The organism is Streptomyces sp. NPDC005533 (assembly GCF_042871845.1).
GTDB lineage: Bacteria > Actinomycetota > Actinomycetes > Streptomycetales > Streptomycetaceae > Streptomyces.
The window spans coordinates 1-19516 of the sequence record NZ_JBIAJH010000067.1 but is presented as its reverse complement, the minus strand read 5'-3'; the positions used below and the strand labels follow the sequence as shown (position 1 = coordinate 19516).

The 19516-nt window shown below is 71.4% G+C and carries 17 protein-coding genes and 1 pseudogene; 14 read left to right on the top strand and 4 right to left on the bottom strand.

Annotated features, from left to right (window positions below; translation table 11 throughout):
- Positions 1-96: 96 nt before the first annotated feature.
- The 11 genes from ACFYP3_RS34700 to ACFYP3_RS34650 all read left to right on the top strand — a co-directional run bounded on the left by ACFYP3_RS34700 (position 97) and on the right by ACFYP3_RS34650 (position 9498).
- Positions 97-432: a HypC/HybG/HupF family hydrogenase formation chaperone gene (locus tag ACFYP3_RS34700; RefSeq protein ID WP_388841666.1), complete on the top strand. Its 336-nt coding sequence runs from the start codon at positions 97-99 to the stop codon at positions 430-432.
- Complete coding sequence (gene hypD / locus ACFYP3_RS34695; protein ID WP_388841663.1) at positions 429-1571, top strand: hydrogenase formation protein HypD; 1143 nt, start codon at positions 429-431, stop codon at positions 1569-1571. Before ACFYP3_RS34700 ends, hypD begins: the two co-directional genes overlap by 4 nt.
- Positions 1564-2625 carry a hydrogenase expression/formation protein HypE gene (gene hypE, locus ACFYP3_RS34690; RefSeq protein ID WP_388841660.1) on the top strand — a complete coding sequence of 354 codons (1062 nt, stop codon included), beginning with the start codon at positions 1564-1566 and terminating at the stop codon, positions 2623-2625. Before hypD ends, hypE begins: the two co-directional genes overlap by 8 nt.
- A 322-nt stretch (positions 2626-2947) precedes the next feature.
- The gene (locus ACFYP3_RS34685) at positions 2948-3274 is read left to right on the top strand and encodes a hypothetical protein (RefSeq protein ID WP_388841657.1); all 327 of its coding nucleotides are present in this window, start codon (positions 2948-2950) and stop codon (positions 3272-3274) included.
- 25 nt (positions 3275-3299) lie between these two features.
- Positions 3300-4160, top strand: a complete 861-nt coding sequence (locus tag ACFYP3_RS34680; protein WP_388841654.1) for a helix-turn-helix domain-containing protein — start codon at positions 3300-3302, stop codon at positions 4158-4160.
- Between the two features lie 82 nt (positions 4161-4242).
- Complete coding sequence (locus tag ACFYP3_RS34675) at positions 4243-4446, top strand: hypothetical protein (RefSeq protein WP_388841651.1); 204 nt, start codon at positions 4243-4245, stop codon at positions 4444-4446.
- Positions 4447-4526: 80 nt separating this feature from the next.
- The gene (locus tag ACFYP3_RS34670) at positions 4527-5120 is read left to right on the top strand and encodes a MauE/DoxX family redox-associated membrane protein (protein ID WP_388841648.1); all 594 of its coding nucleotides are present in this window, start codon (positions 4527-4529) and stop codon (positions 5118-5120) included.
- Positions 5120-5653 carry a TlpA family protein disulfide reductase gene (locus tag ACFYP3_RS34665; RefSeq protein ID WP_388841645.1) on the top strand — a complete coding sequence of 178 codons (534 nt, stop codon included), beginning with the start codon at positions 5120-5122 and terminating at the stop codon, positions 5651-5653. Before ACFYP3_RS34670 ends, ACFYP3_RS34665 begins: the two co-directional genes overlap by 1 nt.
- Before the next feature lie 14 nt (positions 5654-5667).
- Positions 5668-7539 carry an ABC transporter ATP-binding protein gene (locus ACFYP3_RS34660; protein WP_388841642.1) on the top strand — a complete coding sequence of 624 codons (1872 nt, stop codon included), beginning with the start codon at positions 5668-5670 and terminating at the stop codon, positions 7537-7539.
- 14 nt (positions 7540-7553) lie between these two features.
- The gene (locus ACFYP3_RS34655) at positions 7554-8144 is read left to right on the top strand and encodes a S26 family signal peptidase (protein ID WP_388841639.1); all 591 of its coding nucleotides are present in this window, start codon (positions 7554-7556) and stop codon (positions 8142-8144) included.
- 133 nt (positions 8145-8277) lie between these two features.
- Positions 8278-9498 (top strand): HEAT repeat domain-containing protein, encoded by a 1221-nt coding sequence (locus ACFYP3_RS34650; RefSeq protein WP_388841636.1) that lies wholly within the window; start codon positions 8278-8280, stop codon positions 9496-9498.
- Between the two features lie 8 nt (positions 9499-9506).
- Here ACFYP3_RS34650 and ACFYP3_RS34645 read toward each other — a convergent pair whose 3' ends face one another.
- Positions 9507-9773 carry a hypothetical protein gene (locus ACFYP3_RS34645; protein WP_388841633.1) on the bottom strand — a complete coding sequence of 89 codons (267 nt, stop codon included), beginning with the start codon at positions 9771-9773 and terminating at the stop codon, positions 9507-9509.
- A gap of 204 nt (positions 9774-9977) precedes the next feature.
- On the opposite strand from ACFYP3_RS34645, the gene ACFYP3_RS34640 reads away from it, so the two are divergent.
- The gene (locus tag ACFYP3_RS34640) at positions 9978-13433 is read left to right on the top strand and encodes an NACHT domain-containing protein (protein WP_388841630.1); all 3456 of its coding nucleotides are present in this window, start codon (positions 9978-9980) and stop codon (positions 13431-13433) included.
- 474 nt (positions 13434-13907) lie between these two features.
- On the opposite strand, the gene ACFYP3_RS34635 is transcribed toward ACFYP3_RS34640, so the two are convergent.
- The 3 genes and pseudogenes from ACFYP3_RS34635 to ACFYP3_RS34625 all read right to left on the bottom strand — a co-directional run.
- Positions 13908-16367 (bottom strand): hypothetical protein, encoded by a 2460-nt coding sequence (locus ACFYP3_RS34635; protein WP_388841627.1) that lies wholly within the window; start codon positions 16365-16367, stop codon positions 13908-13910.
- Between the two features lie 186 nt (positions 16368-16553).
- Entirely contained in the window at positions 16554-17270 is a 717-nt protein-coding gene (locus ACFYP3_RS34630) for a DUF6333 family protein (RefSeq protein WP_388841624.1), read from the bottom strand.
- 43 nt (positions 17271-17313) lie between these two features.
- Positions 17314-18061 (bottom strand): annotated as a pseudogene (locus tag ACFYP3_RS34625) (serine hydrolase domain-containing protein); the annotation flags it as partial.
- A gap of 218 nt (positions 18062-18279) precedes the next feature.
- Between ACFYP3_RS34625 and ACFYP3_RS34620 the strand changes: the two are divergent.
- Positions 18280-19305 (top strand): phosphotransferase, encoded by a 1026-nt coding sequence (locus ACFYP3_RS34620; RefSeq protein WP_388841622.1) that lies wholly within the window; start codon positions 18280-18282, stop codon positions 19303-19305.
- A gap of 61 nt (positions 19306-19366) precedes the next feature.
- A partial coding sequence (locus tag ACFYP3_RS34615) for a helix-turn-helix domain-containing protein (protein ID WP_388841669.1) occupies positions 19367-19516 on the top strand: 150 nt, incomplete at its 3' end.

The following is a 19516-nucleotide window of genomic DNA, read 5'->3' as shown; positions in this document are numbered from 1 at the left end:
ACAGCGGCTACCCCATGCCAGCCACACCCGACTCCCCTGGGTGTCCCGATCTTACGAATGACCCGAATCAACCCACGAAGAAAGGTATGGAAGCCCATGTGCCTGGCGGTACCCGGCAGAGTGCTTGACATCGGGGAGAAGGACGGCACCCGCATGGCTACCGTCGACTTCGGCGGCGTGCAGAAGGAGGTGTGCCTGGAGTACCTGCCGGACCTCCAGGTCGGCGAGTACGCCATCGTCCACGTGGGCTTCGCCCTCCAGCGCCTCGACGAGGAGTCGGCGCGCCAGACCCTCGAACTCTTCGCCGAACTCGGCATGTTGCAGGAGGAGTTCGGCGATCCGTGGGAACAGGCCGCCGAAGCGGGCGGCGACCCCTGGCCGTTCGCCGACGGACCGGCCGTCGCCGCGCCGCACGAGGAGGTCACGCCGTGAAGTACATCGACGAGTTCCAGGACCCCGAGCTGGCCCGCCGGCTGCTCGACGACATCCACGCCACCGTGACCCGCCCGTGGGCGCTGATGGAGGTCTGCGGCGGTCAGACCCACACCATCATCCGGCACGGCATCGACCAACTCCTACCGGAGCAGGTGGAGTTGATTCACGGGCCGGGCTGTCCGGTGTGCGTGACCCCGCTGGAGGTCATCGACAAGGCGTTGGAGATCGCCTCCCGTTCGGATGTGATCTTCTGCTCCTTCGGGGACATGCTCCGGGTGCCCGGGACCGGCCGCGACCTGTTCCGGGTGCGCAGCGAGGGCGGCGACGTACGCGTCGTCTACTCCCCGCTCGACGCGCTGAGGGTCGCCCAGGAGAACCCGGACCGGCAGGTGGTGTTCTTCGGCATCGGCTTCGAGACCACCGCGCCGCCCAACGCCATGACCGTCCATCAGGCGAAGAAGCTGGGCATCCGCAACTTCAGCCTGCTGGTGTCCCACGTCCGGGTGCCCCCGGCGATCGAGGCGATCATGCAGTCGCCCAGCTGCCGGGTCCAGGGCTTCCTCGCCGCCGGACACGTGTGCAGCGTGATGGGCGTCGGCGAGTACCCGGCGCTGGCGGCGCGCCACCGCGTGCCGATCGTGGTGACCGGCTTCGAGCCGCTGGACATCCTGGAGGGCGTACGGCGGGCGGTGCGGCAGCTGGAGCGCGGCGAGCACACCGTTGACAACGCCTACGCGCGGGCCGTCCGCCCGGAGGGGAATCCGGCGGCCCTCGCCATGCTGGAGGACGTCTTCGAGGTCACCGACCGGGCCTGGCGCGGTATCGGCGTCATCCCCGACAGCGGCTGGCGGCTGTCCGCCCGCTACCGGGAGTTCGACGCCGAGCACCGCTTTTCGGTGACCGGCATCAACACCCGCGAGCCGGCGGCGTGCCGCAGCGGCGAGGTGCTCCAGGGGCTGCTCAAGCCGCACGAGTGCGAGGCCTTCGGCACCCTGTGCACCCCGCGCAGCCCGCTCGGCGCCACCATGGTCTCCAGTGAGGGAGCCTGCGCCGCGTACTACCTCTACCGGCGGCTGGAACTGAAGACCGTGCCCGCCGCCCCGACCGCTCCGCTGGAGGCGAGCCCCGTTGTCTGACACCGCACTCGACATCACGGCCTGGACCTGCCCGGCCCCGCTGCGCGACCACCCCCGCGTGGTGATGGGCCACGGCGGCGGCGGAGCGCTCTCCGCCGAACTGGTCCAGCACCTCTTCGCCCCCGCCTTCGGCGGCGCGGCGCTGGCTCAGCTCGGGGATTCCGCGGCGGTGTCCCTCGGGGGAGTCCGACTGGCCTTCTCCACCGACTCGTACGTGGTGCGGCCGCTGTTCTTCCCCGGCGGCACCATCGGCGACCTCGCGGTCAACGGCACGGTGAACGACCTGGCCATGAGCGGGGCCCGGGCGGCCTACCTCTCCTGCGGGTTCATCCTGGAGGAGGGCGTCGAGATGTCCGCGGTGGCGCGGGTGGCCGAGGCCATGGGCGCCGCGGCGCGGGCCGCGGGCGTGGAGGTGGTCACGGGCGACACCAAGGTGGTCGAGGTGGGCCACGGGGACGGCGTCTACATCAACACCGCGGGCATCGGCATCATCCCCGACGGGGTGGACCTGCGCCCGCAGCGCGTGGTGCCCGGCGACGTCGTCATCGTCAGCGGCGAGATCGGCCTCCACGGGGTGGCGATCATGAGCGTCCGCGAGGGGCTGGAGTTCGGCGTGGACATCGAGAGCGACTGCGCGGCCCTGGGCGGCCTCGTGCAGAGCATGCTCGCCGTCACCCCGGACCTGCACGTCCTGCGCGACCCCACCCGCGGCGGCCTGGCGGCCTCGCTCAACGAGATCGCGGCGGCCTCGGGCACCGGCGTCGTGATCAACGAGAGCCGGGTCCCGGTCCCGCCGGCCGTCGCCAACGCCTGCTCGATCCTCGGCCTCGACCCGCTCTACGTGGCCAACGAGGGCAAGCTGGTCGCCTTCGTCCCCCGCGCCCATGCCGACGCCGTCCTCGACGCCATGCGCGCCCACCCCCTGGGCCGGCACGCCACGGTGATCGGCGAGGCCGTCGACGCGCACCCCGGCATGGTCGTCTCCCGGACCGCCCTCGGCGGCACCCGCGTGGTCGACCTCCCGCTCGGAGAGCAGCTGCCGCGCATCTGCTAGCGCCGGCCGCAGCCCTCAGCGTACGAAGAAGCCCCTGGTGGGACGGGTTCTCGAAGGAGAACCCGGATCCGCCGGGGGCTTCTCGCGTGACGCCCCGCGAGGGACGCCCGGCGCGTGAGAGCAACCGCTCCGGAGCGGTTGCTCTCACCCGGTCCGCCTTCCGCGCACGGCGGCCGGCCGGAAGACTCGTCATCGGGAACAGGGCGGGCCCGCCTCCCCGCACACCGACCGAGTGATCCTCCTCCACCTCAGAAACGAGGCGTGCCGTGTTCTTCGTCTTCTTCGGCCTGATCTGGGACTGACCGGGGTCGTGCATCTCGTCATGACCCTCGTGTTCCTGTCGGCGCCACCGGACCGTCCCGTCCGGCGCGTCGACCGCCACCTCGTCACCGATGTCATATGGGCCGCCGCTGTCCCCGCCGACCGGCTGGAGCACGTGTACGCCGGCTCCGCCGAAGGGCGCCTGGACATCGCCCTGTTCCTCCTGGCCGCAGGCGCGGAGGAAGCCGCTTCGGCGGGCGGGCGGATCGTCCGCAGAGCCCTCGCCGTGGCACCGGCACTGGCCGGCTGGCGGCGCATCGACCCCGTCCCCTTCGAGGGAATCCACCGGGAAGGAGAGAATCCTGTTACGGACGGCCATCCGTGGTGAGGACGGCGCCGCACCGGTCACGCACGTGCCCGCGCTGACCTTCCGCTCGCTGCAAGTCCTCCGGACCCCGCACCTGATCCGTGGGGCCGATCCCGAACTGTTCCACCTGGCGCTCCCGTTGCACGGCCGGCCCGTGCTGACCCGGGCCGGCCGGGAGACCGTGCTCGGACCCGGGGAGATGGTCCTCTACGAGGGCTCCCGGCCGTTCCGTTCGGTGGTGACGGCCGACCGGGCCCCCGCCGAGCTCGTCCAGGTCCGGTTCCCGGGGACCCTGCTGCCCCTGCCCGCCGCGCGCATGGAGCGTCTCGCCGGCGGGCGGCTGTCCGGCCGTGAGGGGATCGGTCCGCTGCTGACGGACTTCCTCGTCCGCCTGGTCAGGGACGCCCGGCACTACCGGCCGGCCGATACCGCCCGGCTGGGCGGCGTCCTCCTCGACCTGCTGACGGCCCTGCTCGCCCACGAGCCGGACACCGCGGCCCGCGCCGCGCCCGAGTCGTACCGGCGCGCGCTGATGCTGCGCGTGCAGGGCTTCGTGGAGCGGCACCTCGGGGACGCCCGCCTCTCGCCCCAGGCGGTGGCGGCGGCCCACCAGATCTCCGTCAGCTACCTCTACAAGCTCTTCCATGAGGAGGGGCTGACCGTCGCGGCCTGGATCAGGGAACGGCGGCTGGAGAGCTGCCGCCGCGACCTGTCCGACCCGCGGCTGGACTCCCACCCCGTCCACGTGATCGCCGCGCGCTGGGGCTTCCTCAGCAACGCCCACTTCAGCCGGGCCTTCCGAGCCGCCTACGGGATGTCGCCGAAGGAGTACCGGCACACGGCCGCGCTCTCGCACGGCGTACAAGAACCGTCAACAAGCGTGTTCACGCAGTCAACGACACGCTGACCGTGCTCCGACATGCTCATGACATGCCACCGCACGCACCACGACGGAGCGGTGGACCCACCACGACAGAGAAGAGACGGACATGTTCTCCAAGATCGAAGCCGTGGGCGCCGCCCTGCTCGAGCGCGTCGTCCCCACCGTCACCGCGGACGCCGCCGCGCCCGGCTGGTACCACTACGCCCAGTGCTGGCAGTGTAACAACGGCCCGTGGGGCCACTTCGGTTACAACGCCCCCTGCGAGGCGTACTGGAACGGCGCGAAGTTCACGCGCGGCATCTGCGGCTGAACCCGGAGCACGCACGGGTGACACACCGCCCCGCCGCCGGAACGAGCCGGTGGCGGGGCCCACCGCCGAAGGGAACGCCCATGTCCTCGTTCGAGATCGCCGTGCGGAGCCTGCTCGGCACGGTCTTCCTGGTCTCGTCCCTGAGCAAGGCGCGCGACCGGGCGGCGTACCGGGGGTTCGTACGGTCCTTGGCCCACATGCGCGTAGGGCCCCCGGCCCTGGACGAGCCGGCCGCGAAGGCCGTCCTGGCCGCGGAGTTCGCGACCTGGACCCTCCTGGCGGTACCGACCGGCCCGGCCGGCCGGCTGGGACTGCTCCTGGCGACGCTGCTGCTCGCCGCCTTCACCTTCGGGATCGTCCGGACCCTGCGCCGACGCTCTCCCGTGACGTGCAACTGCTTCGGGCTCTCCGCCACCCCCGTCGGCGCCCGGCACGTCGTACGCAACGTCCTGCTCGCGGCCGCCGCGCTCGGCTGCCTGGCGGCGCCCGCCACGGGCGGCCCGGCCGGCACGGGCCACGCGCTGGTGGCGGCGCTCGCGGGCCTGGCCACCGGCCTGATCACCACGGCCCTCGACGAGATCATCGCGCTCTTGCGGCCCCTCCCGGACACCCGCACCCCCCGCGCGCCCGCCCGTCCGCCCGCCCGTCCCATGACCGAACCCCAGGAGTCCTGATGTACGTCCTGACAGCAGCCGTCGTGCTGCTCTCGGCCCTCTGCCTGCTCAACCTCCTGCTGACCGTCGGCGTCGTCAAACGGCTGCGCGAACACACCGACATACTCGCCCCCATCCGGCAGCAGGCCGGCATCCGCACCGGAGACGAGGTCGGCGACTTCCAGGCCGTCACCGTCGACGGCCGGCCGCTGGAGCGCGGCTCCCTGGCCGACGACGGCGTCGTCGCCTTCTTCGCCCCCGACTGCCGGCCGTGCAAGGTCCTGCTGCCCGAGTTCATCCGCTTCGCGGAAGCCGACGCGTACGGCCGGGACAGCCGGGTGGCCGTCGTGATCGGCACCGCGGAGGACTCCCAGGACCTCGTGGCCCTGCTGAGCCCCGTCGCCCACGTCGTCGTCGAGGAGCCCCTGGGGCCGGTCGGGACCGCCTTCCGCACCTCCGGCACGCCGACCGTGCTCCGGGTCGGCACGGCCGGCGGCCGGACCGTGGTCACCTCCGACCGGGTCCTGGCCATGCCCGCCGCGACAGCGGTATGACCAGGGGCCATCGCATGCGCGCCGCACCGTCCGGGCTCCTGCGGACCCTCCGCCTCACGGCCGCGGCCCTGCTGCTGGTGGGGCGGGCCGTCCCCTGGCACCTGTCCGCCTTCGCCGTGGTCACCCTCTGCCGGGGGGCGTTCCCGCTGGCCACCGCCTGGCTCATGAAGACGCTGCTGGACGACCTCGTCCGAGGCGTCGCACTGTCCGGCCTGGTGGGCCTGGCGAGCGCCCTCGCCGTCGTCGGCGTCGCCTCGGCGGTCACCCCGCTGGTGTCCCAGTACCTGCACGCCGAGCTGGACCGCAGGACCGGCGTGGTGGCCATGGACCGGCTGTTCGCCGCCGTGGACCGGTCCATCGGCATCAGCCGGTTCGAGAACCCCCGCTTCCTCGACGAACTGCGGCTCGCCCAGACGGCGAGCCGCAGCGCACCGGTCCAGATCGTCAGCGGGGGACTGGACATCGCCGGCCAGGTGCTCCCCGTCCTCGGATTCGCCGCCTCCCTCTTCGCGCTCAGCCCGGTCATGGCCCTCGTCGTCCTGACGGCCGCCGTTCCCGCGGTGATCGCCGAATGGCTGCTCTCGCGCCGGCGCGCCCAGCTCGTCATGGACGTGAGCCCCATCGAACGCAAGGAGTTCTTCTACAACCAGCTCCTGAGCACGGTCGAGGGAGCCAAGGAGGTACGGCTCTTCGGGCTCGGCGGGTTCTTCAGGACGTCGATGCGCCGTGAGCGACTCGCCAACAACGCGGCCCGCAAACGGATGGACCGCAAGGAGCTCTCCGTGCAGTTCTGCCTGGAGGGCGTGGCCGCGGCCGTGGCCGGGGGCGGCCTGCTGTGGGCCGTGGGCGCCGCACGCGACGGCACCATGACGGTGGGCGGCATCGCCCTCTTCGTCGCCGCCGTCACCGCCGTCCAGGGCGCGCTCGGCGCGCTGGCCACACAGATGGCGTCGACGGCCGAGGCGCTGCTCCTCTTCCGGCGCTACCGCGACGTCACGGCCCTCGGATCGGACCTGCCCCTGGCCGAGCGGCCCGCACCGCTGCCCCCGATGCGCCGCGGGATCGAGTTCCGGGACGTGTGGTTCCGGTATTCGGAGCACCTGCCGTGGGTGCTGCGGGGCGTGAACGTCTTCATCCCCCACGGCCGGGCCCTCGCCCTGATCGGCCTCAACGGCGCGGGCAAGTCCACCTTCGTGAAACTGCTGTGCCGGCTCTACGACCCCACGCGCGGCGCGGTCCTGTGGGACGGGGTCGACATCCGGGAGATCGATCCGGCCGAGCTGCGCTCGCGCATCGGCGCGGTCTTCCAGGACTCCATGCACTACGACCTCACCGCCGCCGAGAACATCGGTCTGGGCGACCTGGCGGCACTGGGCGACCGCCCGCGGATCCGCGAGGCGGCCCGCCGCGCGGGCATCGACGGCGTACTGGCCGCGCTGCCCCAGGGCTACGACACCCTGCTCTCCCGGAAGTTCATGACGGCACCGGACGAGTGCGACCCCGCGGTGGGCGTCCTCCTGTCCGGGGGACAGCACCAGCGGGTCGCCCTCGCCCGCGCCCTGATGCGGCACGACCGGGAACTGATGATCCTCGACGAACCCTCCTCGGGCCTCGACGCCGAGGCCGAACACGAGATCCACGCCTCGCTGCGGAGCTTCCGCGCCGGACGCACCAGCGTGCTGATCTCCCACCGGCTCGGCACGGTGCGGGAAGCCGACGTCATCGTGGTGCTCCGGAACGGAAGGATCGTCGAACAGGGCGGCCACGAGGAACTGCTGGCGGCGGGCGGGACGTACGCCGACCTGTTCCACCTCCAGGCCAAGGACTACCAGGACGCGCCCCCGGACCAGGCCCTGGCCGTCCCCGACGCGGCGGTCCCGCGGTGAGGCCCCGCCGTCCGGTGCCCGCCGCGACCCGCCGCGGTGCCGGGCGCGGCCCCGCGTACGATCCGGCGGCCGGGGTGATGCCGAGCCGGGAGGAGCTCGACGCGCTCGCGGTGTCCTGGCCGTCGCCCCCGGCCCCCGCAGCACACGGGTCCCGGCCCGGACGGCTCGTACGCGCCCTCACCGCGCTGCCGGCCCGCCGGCTGGTGCTGGTCACGGTACGGGGCCGCAGCATGGAGCCCACCCACCACGAGCGGGACCGGGTCCTCGTGGTCCGCGGCACGAAGGCCTGCCGGGGCCGGGTCGTCGTGGTCGCCGACCCGCGTACGGAAGGGGCCCACCTGATCAAGCGGGTGCTCGCCGTGCCCGGCGACCCGGTGCCGAGGGACCTCGTCCCCGCCCTGGCCGGCGTGCCGGAGCGGTACGTGCCGCCCGGCTGGCTCGTGCTCGTCGGCGACAACCCCGGACACAGCCTGGATTCACGGCAGTTGGGCTACTTCCCGGCCTCGGCCGTCCTCGGCCGGCTCCTGCGCGACCTCTGGCGCCGCCCCTCCCCGGCTCCGTCCCGTACAGGAGCACGCCGCCTCGGGCTCGGGCGACGGGCGTGACCTTCCCGCGCGACGTCGCCTGGGCGGACCTGCGGGAGGCGCTCGCCGGCGTCCCCGGAGCCCCGGCGTTCGACGCGGTGGTTGCAGCGAATCCCGCTGGTGGGGCCGGGAACGTCCCGGTTAGCATCCGACGATGACGACGCCCGCGGACCAGCCCCTCGACGATGCGCTGCGTCGAGCCGACGTCGGCTGGTTGTCCCGCCGTCTCGACGCGCGGCTCTGCCCGCCGGCCGTCTTCGGGCGGCTCATCCGGCACGAGGATCCCCGGCTGCGGTACCTGGGGTTGGTCCTGCTCGACGAGCGAGTGACCTCGGGCCGGACGGGCGACGCCGCCGAGACGGCCGAACTCGCGCGGCTGCTGCCGATGACGCTGGAGGGCTCGCCGGAAGCACTGCTCGTCCTGGCGCGGCTCCACCAACGACTGGGGCCGTACGTGCCGGGGTCCCGCCGGCCTTCGTGGCGTACGGCCGAACTGCCCGTCCGCGTACGGATCGCCTGGCTGCGCGCCGAGCTGACGAACGAGCCGACGGTGATCCGGCAGGAGCCGCGGGGCGAGCTGCTGTACCAGGCCGTGCGGGAGGCGACCGTCACCTGCGCGCACCGGCCCGCACAGCTCGTCGACGAGCTGGTCGACAGCGGTGACCCGGTGTTGCGGGCCGAGGCCCTGCGGCTGGCCCGGGAGGGGCTGCACGCCGGTCTGCTGGCCCCCGCACTGGTGCGCGGACACGTGATACGCCTGCTCGGCACCGGCGACGGCGACGGTGACGGCGGCAGCGTCGGCGCCGACAGAGGGGGCGTGGTCGCCGCCGCCCTGGCGGCCCTTCGTGAGCGCACCCCACCGGAACCCACCCGGCCGCCGTCCCGCCAGGACCTGTTGACGCTGGCCCGCACCGGCGACCCGGCCCGCATCCACCAGGCACTCACCCGACTCACCGAGGCACACACCGGCCCGGCCGCAGACCGGGACCCCGACCTGCGCGACCTGATCGACGTGTTGCTGCACCACCCCAAGCCCGGCATCCGCCTGCACGCCCACCGCGCCTCGCGCGCCCTGCTGGACCGCGGCACCTACCTGCACCACACGTCGATCCTCCTGGCCGACCCCCAACCGGACCTCGTCCGCACGGCGATCCGCACCCTCACCCACACCGTCTGGCCACCGGCCATCCCCGCGATGACCGCCCTGGTGGAGCACCCCCACCCCACCGTCCGCACCACCGCGACCGAAGCCCTCATCACCCTCGGCACCCGCGCCGTCCCCGCCCTCACCCACGCCGCCTCCCACACCCGCCCCGACAAACGCCCCCTCTACGAGCACCTCCTCCACCACATCACGACCACCGACTCCGCGTAGCGCCCGGTTCACAGGCCACGTCCCCGGCGCGCGGTCCGGGCCGCTGCCCGCAGCCCGGCCCGCGAGGCCGCTTCCAGCTCCGCGGACGCGCGGACCACAGCCGCCCTGCCGGCCGGCTCCGAACCCTCCACGGCGATCCGGGTACGCCGCGTGTGCTCCTCCTCCGTTCGCACGGCGGTGCGGTGACCGATCCAGGCGCGGACCAGGGTGATGGCGGCTCCGACGGTCATGAGAACGGCGGCAAGAACGGGATCGACGGCTGTGTACTGGGTCATGGGATCTCCTCGCCGAGGCGGGCGGTCAACAGGTCTGCCACAAGGCTGCGATCCAGTCGGAGTTTCCCTCTACGCTTGAGAAACTCCGGGAAACCATGAGGCAGTCGGCGGCGAGGGAGAGCGATGGTCGGGGGCCGTCCGCCGAAAGGCGATCAGCAGCGCTATCCGGAACTCGAAGAGTTGGCGTCATGGTTCCGGGAGGCTGTGACGGCCGCCGGCTACGAGAGCCTCAACGCCGTGGTGCGGGGGGAGATCGCCCACAAGAACGTCGTCTACGGGGTCTGCAATGCCACGAGGATGGTGAAGCCGGAGGTCATCCGGTCCTTCGCCGTGGCCCTGGGGCGCGAGCCCTTCGACGTCATGCCGATCTGGACCCGGGCCAAGGAAGCCATGGACCGGGCCGCGAGCGCAGCCCGGCAGGCACAGGCTCCGAGAATCTCCTCGTGGAACGAACTTCCGCTGCCGACGCTCACGGTGCGCAATCTGCTGGAGGCGCAGGCCAAGACGGTGGAACGACTGCCCTACGACAGGCTGGGCGTAGCCGAACCCCCCTTGTCCGCCGTGTACGTGAGGCAGCGGATCCGGATGTCCGAAGCAGCGGGGGACGGCGGCTCGGGCCGGAAGGAGATGCCGTCGGGCGAAGGCCATGACGCGCTCCCGCCGGTGAGCACGTCCCGGCACGACGGCACCCGGAGCACCGAAACGCAGGTGCCGGTACCCAAGGCGATGGACCGGCACCGGCACCTCCTGATCACCGGCGAGCCCGGTGCCGGCAAGTCCACGCTGTCGAGCCACCTCGCCTGGTCCCTGTCCCGCATCTGGTTACGGGAGGACACCAGCCTCGACGCGCCGGTCGACGAGCCCCTGCTCCCCGTCAAGGTCGCCGCCCACACCCTCTTGGGCGAGACGGGGTCGTGGAGCGCCGTACTGAGAGAGGCCGTGGCCCGCAGCCTCGGGCACAGCCTGATCGCCGATCCCGATCCCGGGCTCTTCCGCGGCCGTGTGCAGGGTGCGCGCTGGCTGGTCCTGGTCGACGGCCTGGACGAGGTCGCCGACAGGGAGGCCCGGGCCGAGGTCATCCGGATGATCGCGCTGCACACCCGTACGGACGGGGACTACCGCTTCGTGATCACCAGCCGACCGCTCGGCGACGGTGAACTCGCTCCGCTGCGCGGGGCGTCCGTGGGCGAGTACACCTTGGAGCCGTTCGGCGCCGAGGAGCTGAAGGGGTTCGCCGACAAGTGGTTCACGGCGCAGTACGGGGACGAGGCGTCGGCGCGGGCCGCCGCCGAGCGATTCGTCGAGGAGGTGAAGGACAGCCGGCTCCAGGAACTGGTCCGCAATCCCTTGTTGGCCACCATCGCGGCGGTCAATGCCACGGTGGATCCCACGAATCCTCTCCCGACCAGCCGGCTCAGCCTCTACCAGCGGTTCTTCGGGCACCTCCTCACACGCCGAGCCGGAGGCCGGGCGGAGCTGCGCCGACGTTTTGCGGCCGAACCGGAACGACTGGCCCTGAACCTTTGGCTGGACGGCCAGAAGGGCCGGCTCCTCGGGGCGCTCGGGCGACATCGACTCGAGGGTGAGGAGCCCTTGTTCGAGGCGGCGTTGGCCTGGACGCGCGAACACGGCAGTGAGTACCTCGTCCTGGAGGACTGGCAGACCGACGTCAGGGACTTCCTGCAAGGGACCGGGCTGCTCGTACAGGAGCAGCGCGACCACCGCTTCCTGCACCACTCCTTCGCCGAGTTCTTCGCCGCCCGCTCGTACGCGCAGGGCATCAGCCCGGACTTCCCCGACCTGGAGTCCTGGATCCTGCGCGCCTTCGACGAGGACAAGCAGACCCTGGCCCTGTTCGTCCTGTGCCTGTGGGCGGAGCGGGAGGAGTGCGAGGCCGATCGGATCGCCGACCAGCTGCGTACCGGTGCGGTCGGAGGCCATGAGCGGCCGCTGCTGGCGGGTCTGCTCCTCGCCGAGGGAGTCGCCTTCGGGGAGGACAACCGCCGTCTCCTGGTGGACCGGTTGGAGAGCATCGGCTGCTGCGCGCGCGACGAGGCCCATCAGGAGGCGGCGTTCGCGGCGCTGGGCGCGCTCGGGGCGGAGCCCGGGGTGCTGCACAGACTGGAGCGCATGGCCCGCAGCGGGATACTCGGCGGCGGACAGCGGCTCCTCGCGGTGGAGGCGTTCAGCCGGTGCGGACCGCCGGATCTGGCAGAGGAACTGCTCAGGGAGGTGCTGGGCGGTGTGTCCGGCTGGCTGGGCAAGGCCGCACGGGTGGCCGTCGCCCTTGGCGACGGGGCTCGCGAACTGGTCCGTCGGCGAGCCTGGGAACTGGTGACGGAGCCGGGCAGGGGCAGCTGGGACGTCTCGCACGCGGCGCAGGCGCTCGCGCAGATGGGAATGCGGGCAGACGCCGTGAAGCTCGCCCGCAGCGTGTTGGAGGACCCTTCCGCAGGGGGGTACTCCATCCAACGGGCCAGCGAAGCCTGGCTCACCGCGATGCCCGGGGCGGCGCGGGAACTGACCGAGATCGTGCTGTCCTGGCCGCCCCTCGACCAGTTCAGCCCCATGGCCGTGGGCAAGGCGTTGGAGAAGTCCGGTGACATCGAGGCCGCCGCGAGTGTCGCTCTGACGCTGATGCGAAGGGATGCCACCGGCCAGCACATCATGCACTGGGCGGCGTCCCTGTGGGTCAAGGCACACGGGCAGGCGGCGCGTGCCGAGCTCCGCGCGGCGTTCGAACGCAGCGGCGCCGACGTGGGGCACTATCTGTGGGTCCCGGCGCGCCTCCAACAGGCGTTGGCCGCCCTCGGCGACGTGCAAGGAGCCCGTGACTGGGCGGACGAGGTGCAGGGCGGCGGCCGGTGGGGGCTGTTCGAGGGCGCCAGCACCGTCGAGATCTGGCTGGAGGCGGCAGGGCCGGCCGGCGTGAGCGGGGTGATGGACCGCATTGCGCGCGGCAGGTCACTCACCCCGGCCGACCGGCCGGGCGTCGCGGAAACGCTCCTGGACCGCGGTGCGCTCGACGAGGCGGGAGAGGTCGCCGAGCTCGCGCTGCGTACCCCCTTCTGCTCCCGTAGCGGGTACGAGAAGGCGACGCGAGTGCTGCTCAAGGCCCGGGGCGCCGGCGCGGCCGGTCTCCTGCTCGAGATCTGGGATGCCACCCCGACCCTGACGGACAACGGCGATTGGCTCCAGGGAGTCCTGCAAGTCCTGCGCCATCAGGAGGACCACCTCGAAGCGACTGGCGTTTTCGCCCAACGGCTGGTGACCTTGCCCGCCGGCGATTCGGACGACGCACTTCGCGGCCTACGCGTGCTGCTCGCCCTGCAAGGCCGCGAGGTGGTCCCCTATGTCATCGACTCAGCGCTGACCCACCCCTGGATCAAATGGCACCAGATATGCGAACTCGCGCCGGAACTAGCGGCGTTGGGTGAGCGGGAGGCGGCCCTCCGGCTGTGGGAGCACGCCCTCGGATTCCCGGACCCTCCCCTCGGGGTGGAGCTCACCCTGCTCATCGACATGCAGGCCGCAGGACTGGACGCCGAGGCCGCCGCCCACATCGGGATACTCATCACCCACCCGGCAACCCCCGCTCCGCGCCGCCTGAGACTGCGACAACTACTGGCCTGGCTCAACGCCATCGAGCCGGGTCCGTAAGGCAGGTACGGTCGCCGGCGGCCCACGACCGAGGTCAGCAGCAGACCGCCGGACGTGCTCCACCTCCCGTCGAGCGCGGCGCGGTCCCCGTCGCCCGCCGTGACTCCGGGCACCAGCAGCCGTACCCGGAAGGAACAGCGGACCGGGCCGAAGATGATCGCGGCGTCGGAGAAGTCCAGGTGTTGCGGCTGGGCGTGCGCGGGTCCCGGCGGCGCGCGGAGGAACTGCTGGAGCGGTTCTGCCTCGCCCACGCCGGCGATCGGCTGACGGCGCACATCGGGCTGTGCGCGCCGTGTTGGTGTCAGCACGCGCGGGCGTCTCTACGGTTCGTCGAATGTGTGGATGAGGGGCTGCCGCCGTGTGCGCGCAGGGAGGACGGCCCGTCCGGCTCCTGCGCGGAGACGGGGAAGGGCCCCACCCGGCGTGTACCTGCGGGTGGGGCCCTGCCCGGTGAGACGAGGCTGCCTCGTCAGGCTATTGCTGCACGGTGCGGCGGCGCCGCATCCACCACGTCAGGGTGGCGCCGGCCGTCGCGAGGGCGGCGGCGAGACCGGCGACGAGGCCGACCGGTGTGTGGGTGCCGGTGTCGGCGAGGTCGCCGTGGGGGCCCTTCGACGTGGGCGGCGTGTCGTCACCGCCGCCGCCGGGGTGTGTGGGGTCCGGGGCCGGGGTCGTCGGGGGAGTGGTCGGCTTGCCGGTGCCCGACGGGGTCGGTGTCGGGGTGGGGTCGCCGCCGGGGTCCTCGCCGCCCGGATCCTCTCCACTGCCGTCCGTGGCCGGGCCCGCGCCGAGGTACAGGGTGTCGAGGTCCCGGTAGGAGGTGTCATCGGACTTGCCGGAGTTGACGGTCGTGTTGTCCAGGTCCGGGTTCTGGGTGTCGAACTGCGCCTTGGGGATGTTCTGCTTGGGCTGCTTGGAGAAGTCGACGCCGCCGACGCCCTGCTTGTACAGCTTGCCGCCGTACTCCAGCTCGAACCACTCGATGCCCTCCTTGATGGACTGCATGTACGCGTCCCAGACCTTTTCCCGGGTCCAGTCCTCATGCGGAGCGCGGATCGGCCAGGCCGAGACGTCGTTGGAGTCGATGATGCCGTGGAAGTCCGTCGGGGACTTCGCGTCCTGCTGACGGATGTACTCGGCTGCGACGCGGGCGTTGTAGACGGCGCGCAGCTCGGCGTACTTGGGGTCCTTGTTCACCCGCTCCTGGATGACCGGGACGATGTTGGCGTTGACCGACTGTTCGATGGCCTTCTTCTCGGCGTCCGAGAGGTCGGTGCATTCGGTGGAGCCGGGGACGGTGTAGTCGACGTCCAGCCACTGGGCGGAGACGTCCATGGGCGATTCGAGGATGTAGATCCCGCCGTCCTGCTCGCGGACCTTCGCCTCGTCGGGCTCGATCCAGAAGCGGGTACCGGGGAAGCAGGGGATGCCGTTGCGGCGCGGTGCGGTGTCCCAGTACAGCTTGCCCCCGGGATGCTTGTCGGGGTTCAGGGCCTCGGAGAAGTCGTGCTTCATGACCAGGTCGGCGTCGAGGAGGACGCGGCCGGCGTCGGTCTTGCCGAACTTGGCGTCCATGACCTTGTTCGGCTGGTCCGGGTTCAGGTTGACCCAGAACTTCTCGGGGGTCAGCGCGAGCCAGGTGAACAGGGCGTCGGAGGAGAGCTGCATCCGGGCTTCGCCGCCGAAGCCGGGGTTGTTGTCCGGGTCGGGCATCTGGTCGGCGCGCATGGAGTAGCTCATGCCCTTGCCCTTTTCGAGGCCGCCGACGTACCGGAGTTCCATGGTGGTGAAGTCGACGCCGCCCGGGCCGCCCCTGGGGAGGGTGCCCCTCGGGTCGAGGCGGTTGGCGTCCCGCTGGTAGCGTTTCGCCTCTTCCAGGGTCTTTCCGGAGGACAGGGCCCGGTCGTTGGCGGGGCCGCGGGTGCCGCACGTGTTGGCGCCGGCCGCGGACAGTTGCGTCGTACCGGTCTGGCAGGCGGGCGCGAACCACCGCTGGTGGTCCGAATACCCCTGGATGGGCGTGGTCTTGGGCACCGGGTTGTAGATGCGCTGGTTTCCGCGTACCTGCCCCGTCTTCCCGTTCCGCATGGCGCGGACATCGCGCTCCAGGTCGTCGATGAGCTTGGCCTGGCCCTTGGTGAAGGGCTTCGCGCCGGTGAAGCGGAACTTGTGGTCGGGCATCGACTTGGCGACGACCCGGTCATTCGCGAGCTGCTGCGCCGTCAGCTTCGAGTTCGACTTGAACTCGTTGAATTCCTTGCTCTTCTGGTTGTAGGCGTCGTACCGGCGCTCGCCGACCTTCTGGCCGTTCTCGTCGAACAGCTCGACGGTGACCTCACACAGCCAGTCCGGGCCGATCAGCTTGTAGTCCTTGACGAGCTGCCGTTCGAAGCCCGAGCCCTTGTGGTTGTTGATCTGGTTGCGGATGTACCGCTTGTCGAACCAGTGCTTGAACCCCAGGTTCTCCTTGTTCGCGAAGTACCGGGCGTAGATCTCCATCGCCCGGTCCGCGGGCTTGCCCGACGCGTCGGCGATCTTCTTCCACGCCTCGACGTTCTTGTCCAGGTCCCCGGGGACCTTCGACAGGGCCTCCGTCTTCTGGGCGGCCGTCGGCGTCTGCAGCCCGTCGTACGCCTGTCCCGGAAGGTCGAATTCGAAGTTCTTGGGGAGGGCGGAGTCCTTGTACAGGTTCCCGGTCGGGCTGTCGGGGAACCCGGAGTCCGGAGGTGTGATCGGGGCGGTCGGCAGGCCGTTGCGGGTGTCGCAGCGCTTCCCGGATCCCGCCTTCAGCTTCGCCGAGACCGGCGGCAGCTTCGGTGGTGCGGCCTCGACGGCCTGGAGCCCGGTGGTGACGATCGCGGCCGTTAAGCCGACAGCGGCCGTGAACCTGGCCGCGAACCGCCACCTGGACGGTATGCGCACGTGTTTGCTCAAGAGCTCGTCTTCCCTCTCCGGTGGGGCCTTGAGGGGTGTGGGCGACGCGTGGGCCCCCGTGACGTGTACACGCCGCCTCGAACACCATAGCCCTCAACGACCACAAGTAAAGACGAGTTAAAGCGTGTCGCCGCGACCTCAACACCGCTCCACGGAGCGCCAGTTCGCGCTCGCCGCGACGTGCGCCTACACGAAGTACAGGCGCTCCATGTCCCTCACCGCGGCCTCGGAGTGCCGCACACGGAACGCCGTCGTCTCCATCTCCTCCCACCCCCACGGATCCGAATGCCCGAGCGCCAAGCCCGCCAGACCCGCCCAGTAGACCTCGTTCGCCGGCTCGTCCAGGTCGACCCCGGCGTTGTCCACCATCCACCCCTTGAGGTCCAGAGACGCGATCACCGCATGCGGATCGCCCGACACGACGAACGGCTCGTCAGCCGGCCATCCCGACGTGTGGAACACCGCTCCGTCCGGCAACCACACGATGTTCTCCGTGTGCTCCATCCCCCCGTGGTACGAGACGCGTCCCACGATCCGCGCATCCGGGAACCGCTCCCGCACCTCCTTCGCCGCCGACCGGAGCGGCTCGTCGTTGCCGTCGGTCGCGAACGCGGGAGTGACGATGCTCAACATGCCGCCCCACGCGGCAGCGTGCACGACGTCAAGATCGGACCGTGTCGCCGAGGGGAGCGGCGCCTGCGCGGAGCGCGGCCCGAGGTCCTCCAGCACCGCCTCGACGCCGTCGAACGACTCGACGAACGCCCGTGCCCGCGCAGGGTCGTTGGGGGCCAACTGACGGGCGTCGACGTTGAACGGCGCCTCGAACACCGTCAGATGGCACAGACCCATCGAGCCGCGCACGATCCGCTCCGGCGCAGAACTCCAGTACGTGTTCTCGTCCATGCGAGCCACGGTAACGTCCGCCGCCGACAGAAACGCCGCCGAAGGCTGCCTGGGTGGGGGCGAGCATGTGGCGGAGGAAGAGGGCGAGGTCGTCGAGGACGGAGAAGGTGCCGGCGGTGCCGCAGACGCCGCTGAGGAGGCGGGCGGAGAAGTCGTGGGCGGTGCCCTTGAGGTGGGGTGCCGGTGGTCTCGTCGTACTCGGTGGGGGCGCAGCGGGCAGCTTCGGCGCCGGGGAGGGGGCCGAAGCGGGTGCGGGTCATTGCCAGGGGGTGCCAGACGCGGTCGGTGGCGAGCCGGTCCAGGGGCTGGCCCCAGAGGTGTTCGGCGAGGTAGCCGAGGACGAGGGCGGCTCGGTCCGTGTACTCGACGGCTTCGCCCGGTGGGCGGTGGAGGGCCTCGTGGAGGACGCCGTCGCGGATGTCCTGGGGGTCGGTGCCCTCGAGGTTCTTCAGGTTGGCGCCCAGCGGCAGGCCGGCGGTGTGCGTGAGCAGGTGGTGGGCCGTGGCCCGGGCCTGGGGGTGGCCGGCGACCTCGTCCCAGAAGGTGCCCAGAGAGGCGTGGAGGTCGAGCTTGCCCTGTTCGGCGAGCGTGCCGATCGTGGACCAGACGGCGAGGACCTTGGTGAGGCTGGCCACGTCGAAGAGGGTGTCCAGCCGCATCGGTTCGTCGGGCCGGTCGGGATCGAGGAGGCCGACGGCTCCGCTCGCGCGGACGCCGTCGGCGTCCCCGACCGCCCACACCGCGCAGGGGTAGACCTCCTCGCGCACGCCGGTCTGCAGGAGGTCTTCGATTCAGGCGGTGGAGGGCGTGGTCATGGTCTCCCGATCGTCGTACGGCCACGGGTGATCCGTCGGTCAGGGTAGTGAGGCCGCCGGATGGTTTCGGCTCCGCCACGAGCGGAGTTGGGTGGGCCGGTGGCGATCGCGGCTTGCTTCTCCCTTCGACTCTCCGTGGGGACCTGGGTGACGAATTCGGGTGCCGGATTCGGCGTCGGCGTACCGTGCTGGGGGTGACGGATACGACTCGAGAAGATGCGCTGACGGCAGTGCTGCCTAGCCTGTCCGATGCGTTCGGGCTGGGCGTGGTGAGTGATCGGGGGTTCCTTGCCCATGGCCTGATGAATCGGAACTGGCGGCTCGTGACTGCTGCTGGAGTGTTCGCGCTCAAGGAGATCACCGACGTTCCTCTGCCGAAGGTCCGCAGGAACCTTGCGGTCCTCGTGGATCTGGCTCGCGAGGGCATCCCCGTGCCGGCGCCGCTGAGCGCGGCCAACGGTGACCTTGTGGCGGAAGCCGGTGGTCACGGCTACTGCGTCCTGCCGTGGGTGGACGGCGAGCACCTCCAAGGGACGGATCTCCCGCTCGACCAGGTGCGCGATCTCGGTGCTCTGCTGGGCCGCCTCCACGAGGGCTTGCGGCGGCATGGTCCCGGCCCAGTCCCCGAGCAGGCGCCGGTGGCGAAGGTCCGCGATGTGACCGAGGCCGACCGTGCGGCTGCTGGTCTCCTGAGCCGTTTGCCGTCCGCTCTGGTGAGGGACTTCGACAAGGCCGTCGCCGAGGCCCTGCACGGCCGCCGCGGCCTTCTCGCGCGGTACGCCGATGCCCGGCCGGTCGGCGAGGTGCCGACAGGGCCCCACGGGTGGACGCATGGCGATTTCCAGTACCGCAACCTGCTGCGCCGCGACGGCCGGGTGGTGGCCGTACTGGACTGGGACCGGCTCGGTGTTCGTCCGTACGGGGAGGAGGTCGCGCGGACCGCGCAGGTGCAGTTCGGGGTCGGTGGTGCCTTCGACCTCGACCGCGTTGCCGCGTTCTGCTCCGGATACCGGTCCGTGATCGATCTGTCCGAGGGCGACCTCGCCGACGCGGTGAAGCGGCTGTGGTGGAAGCGGCTGACCGATTTCTGGCAGCTGGAGTTCTACCTCGACCGCCAGGACCCCGCCTTCGGCGAGATGTTCCTGACGGACGAGGCACTGCTGAATTGGTGGACCGACCGCGCCGACGAGGTGCAGGCCGCCTACGCGGCCCGTTACTGACTTTGAAGCCGGGTTGTCGTAGGGGGCTGACGATCGGTGATCGTCGCGGTATGCCGGGTGTATGAGGTATCCGCAGGGTGGGGGTCTTACCGCGGAGAGGCAAGCGTTCCGTGAGCGGGTCCGGATGGAAGCGGTCGCGATGTTCGCCGCCGGGCGGGGCAGTAGCGAGGTCGCGAAGGAGTTACGGGTCAGCGTCCGGTCGGTCCAACGG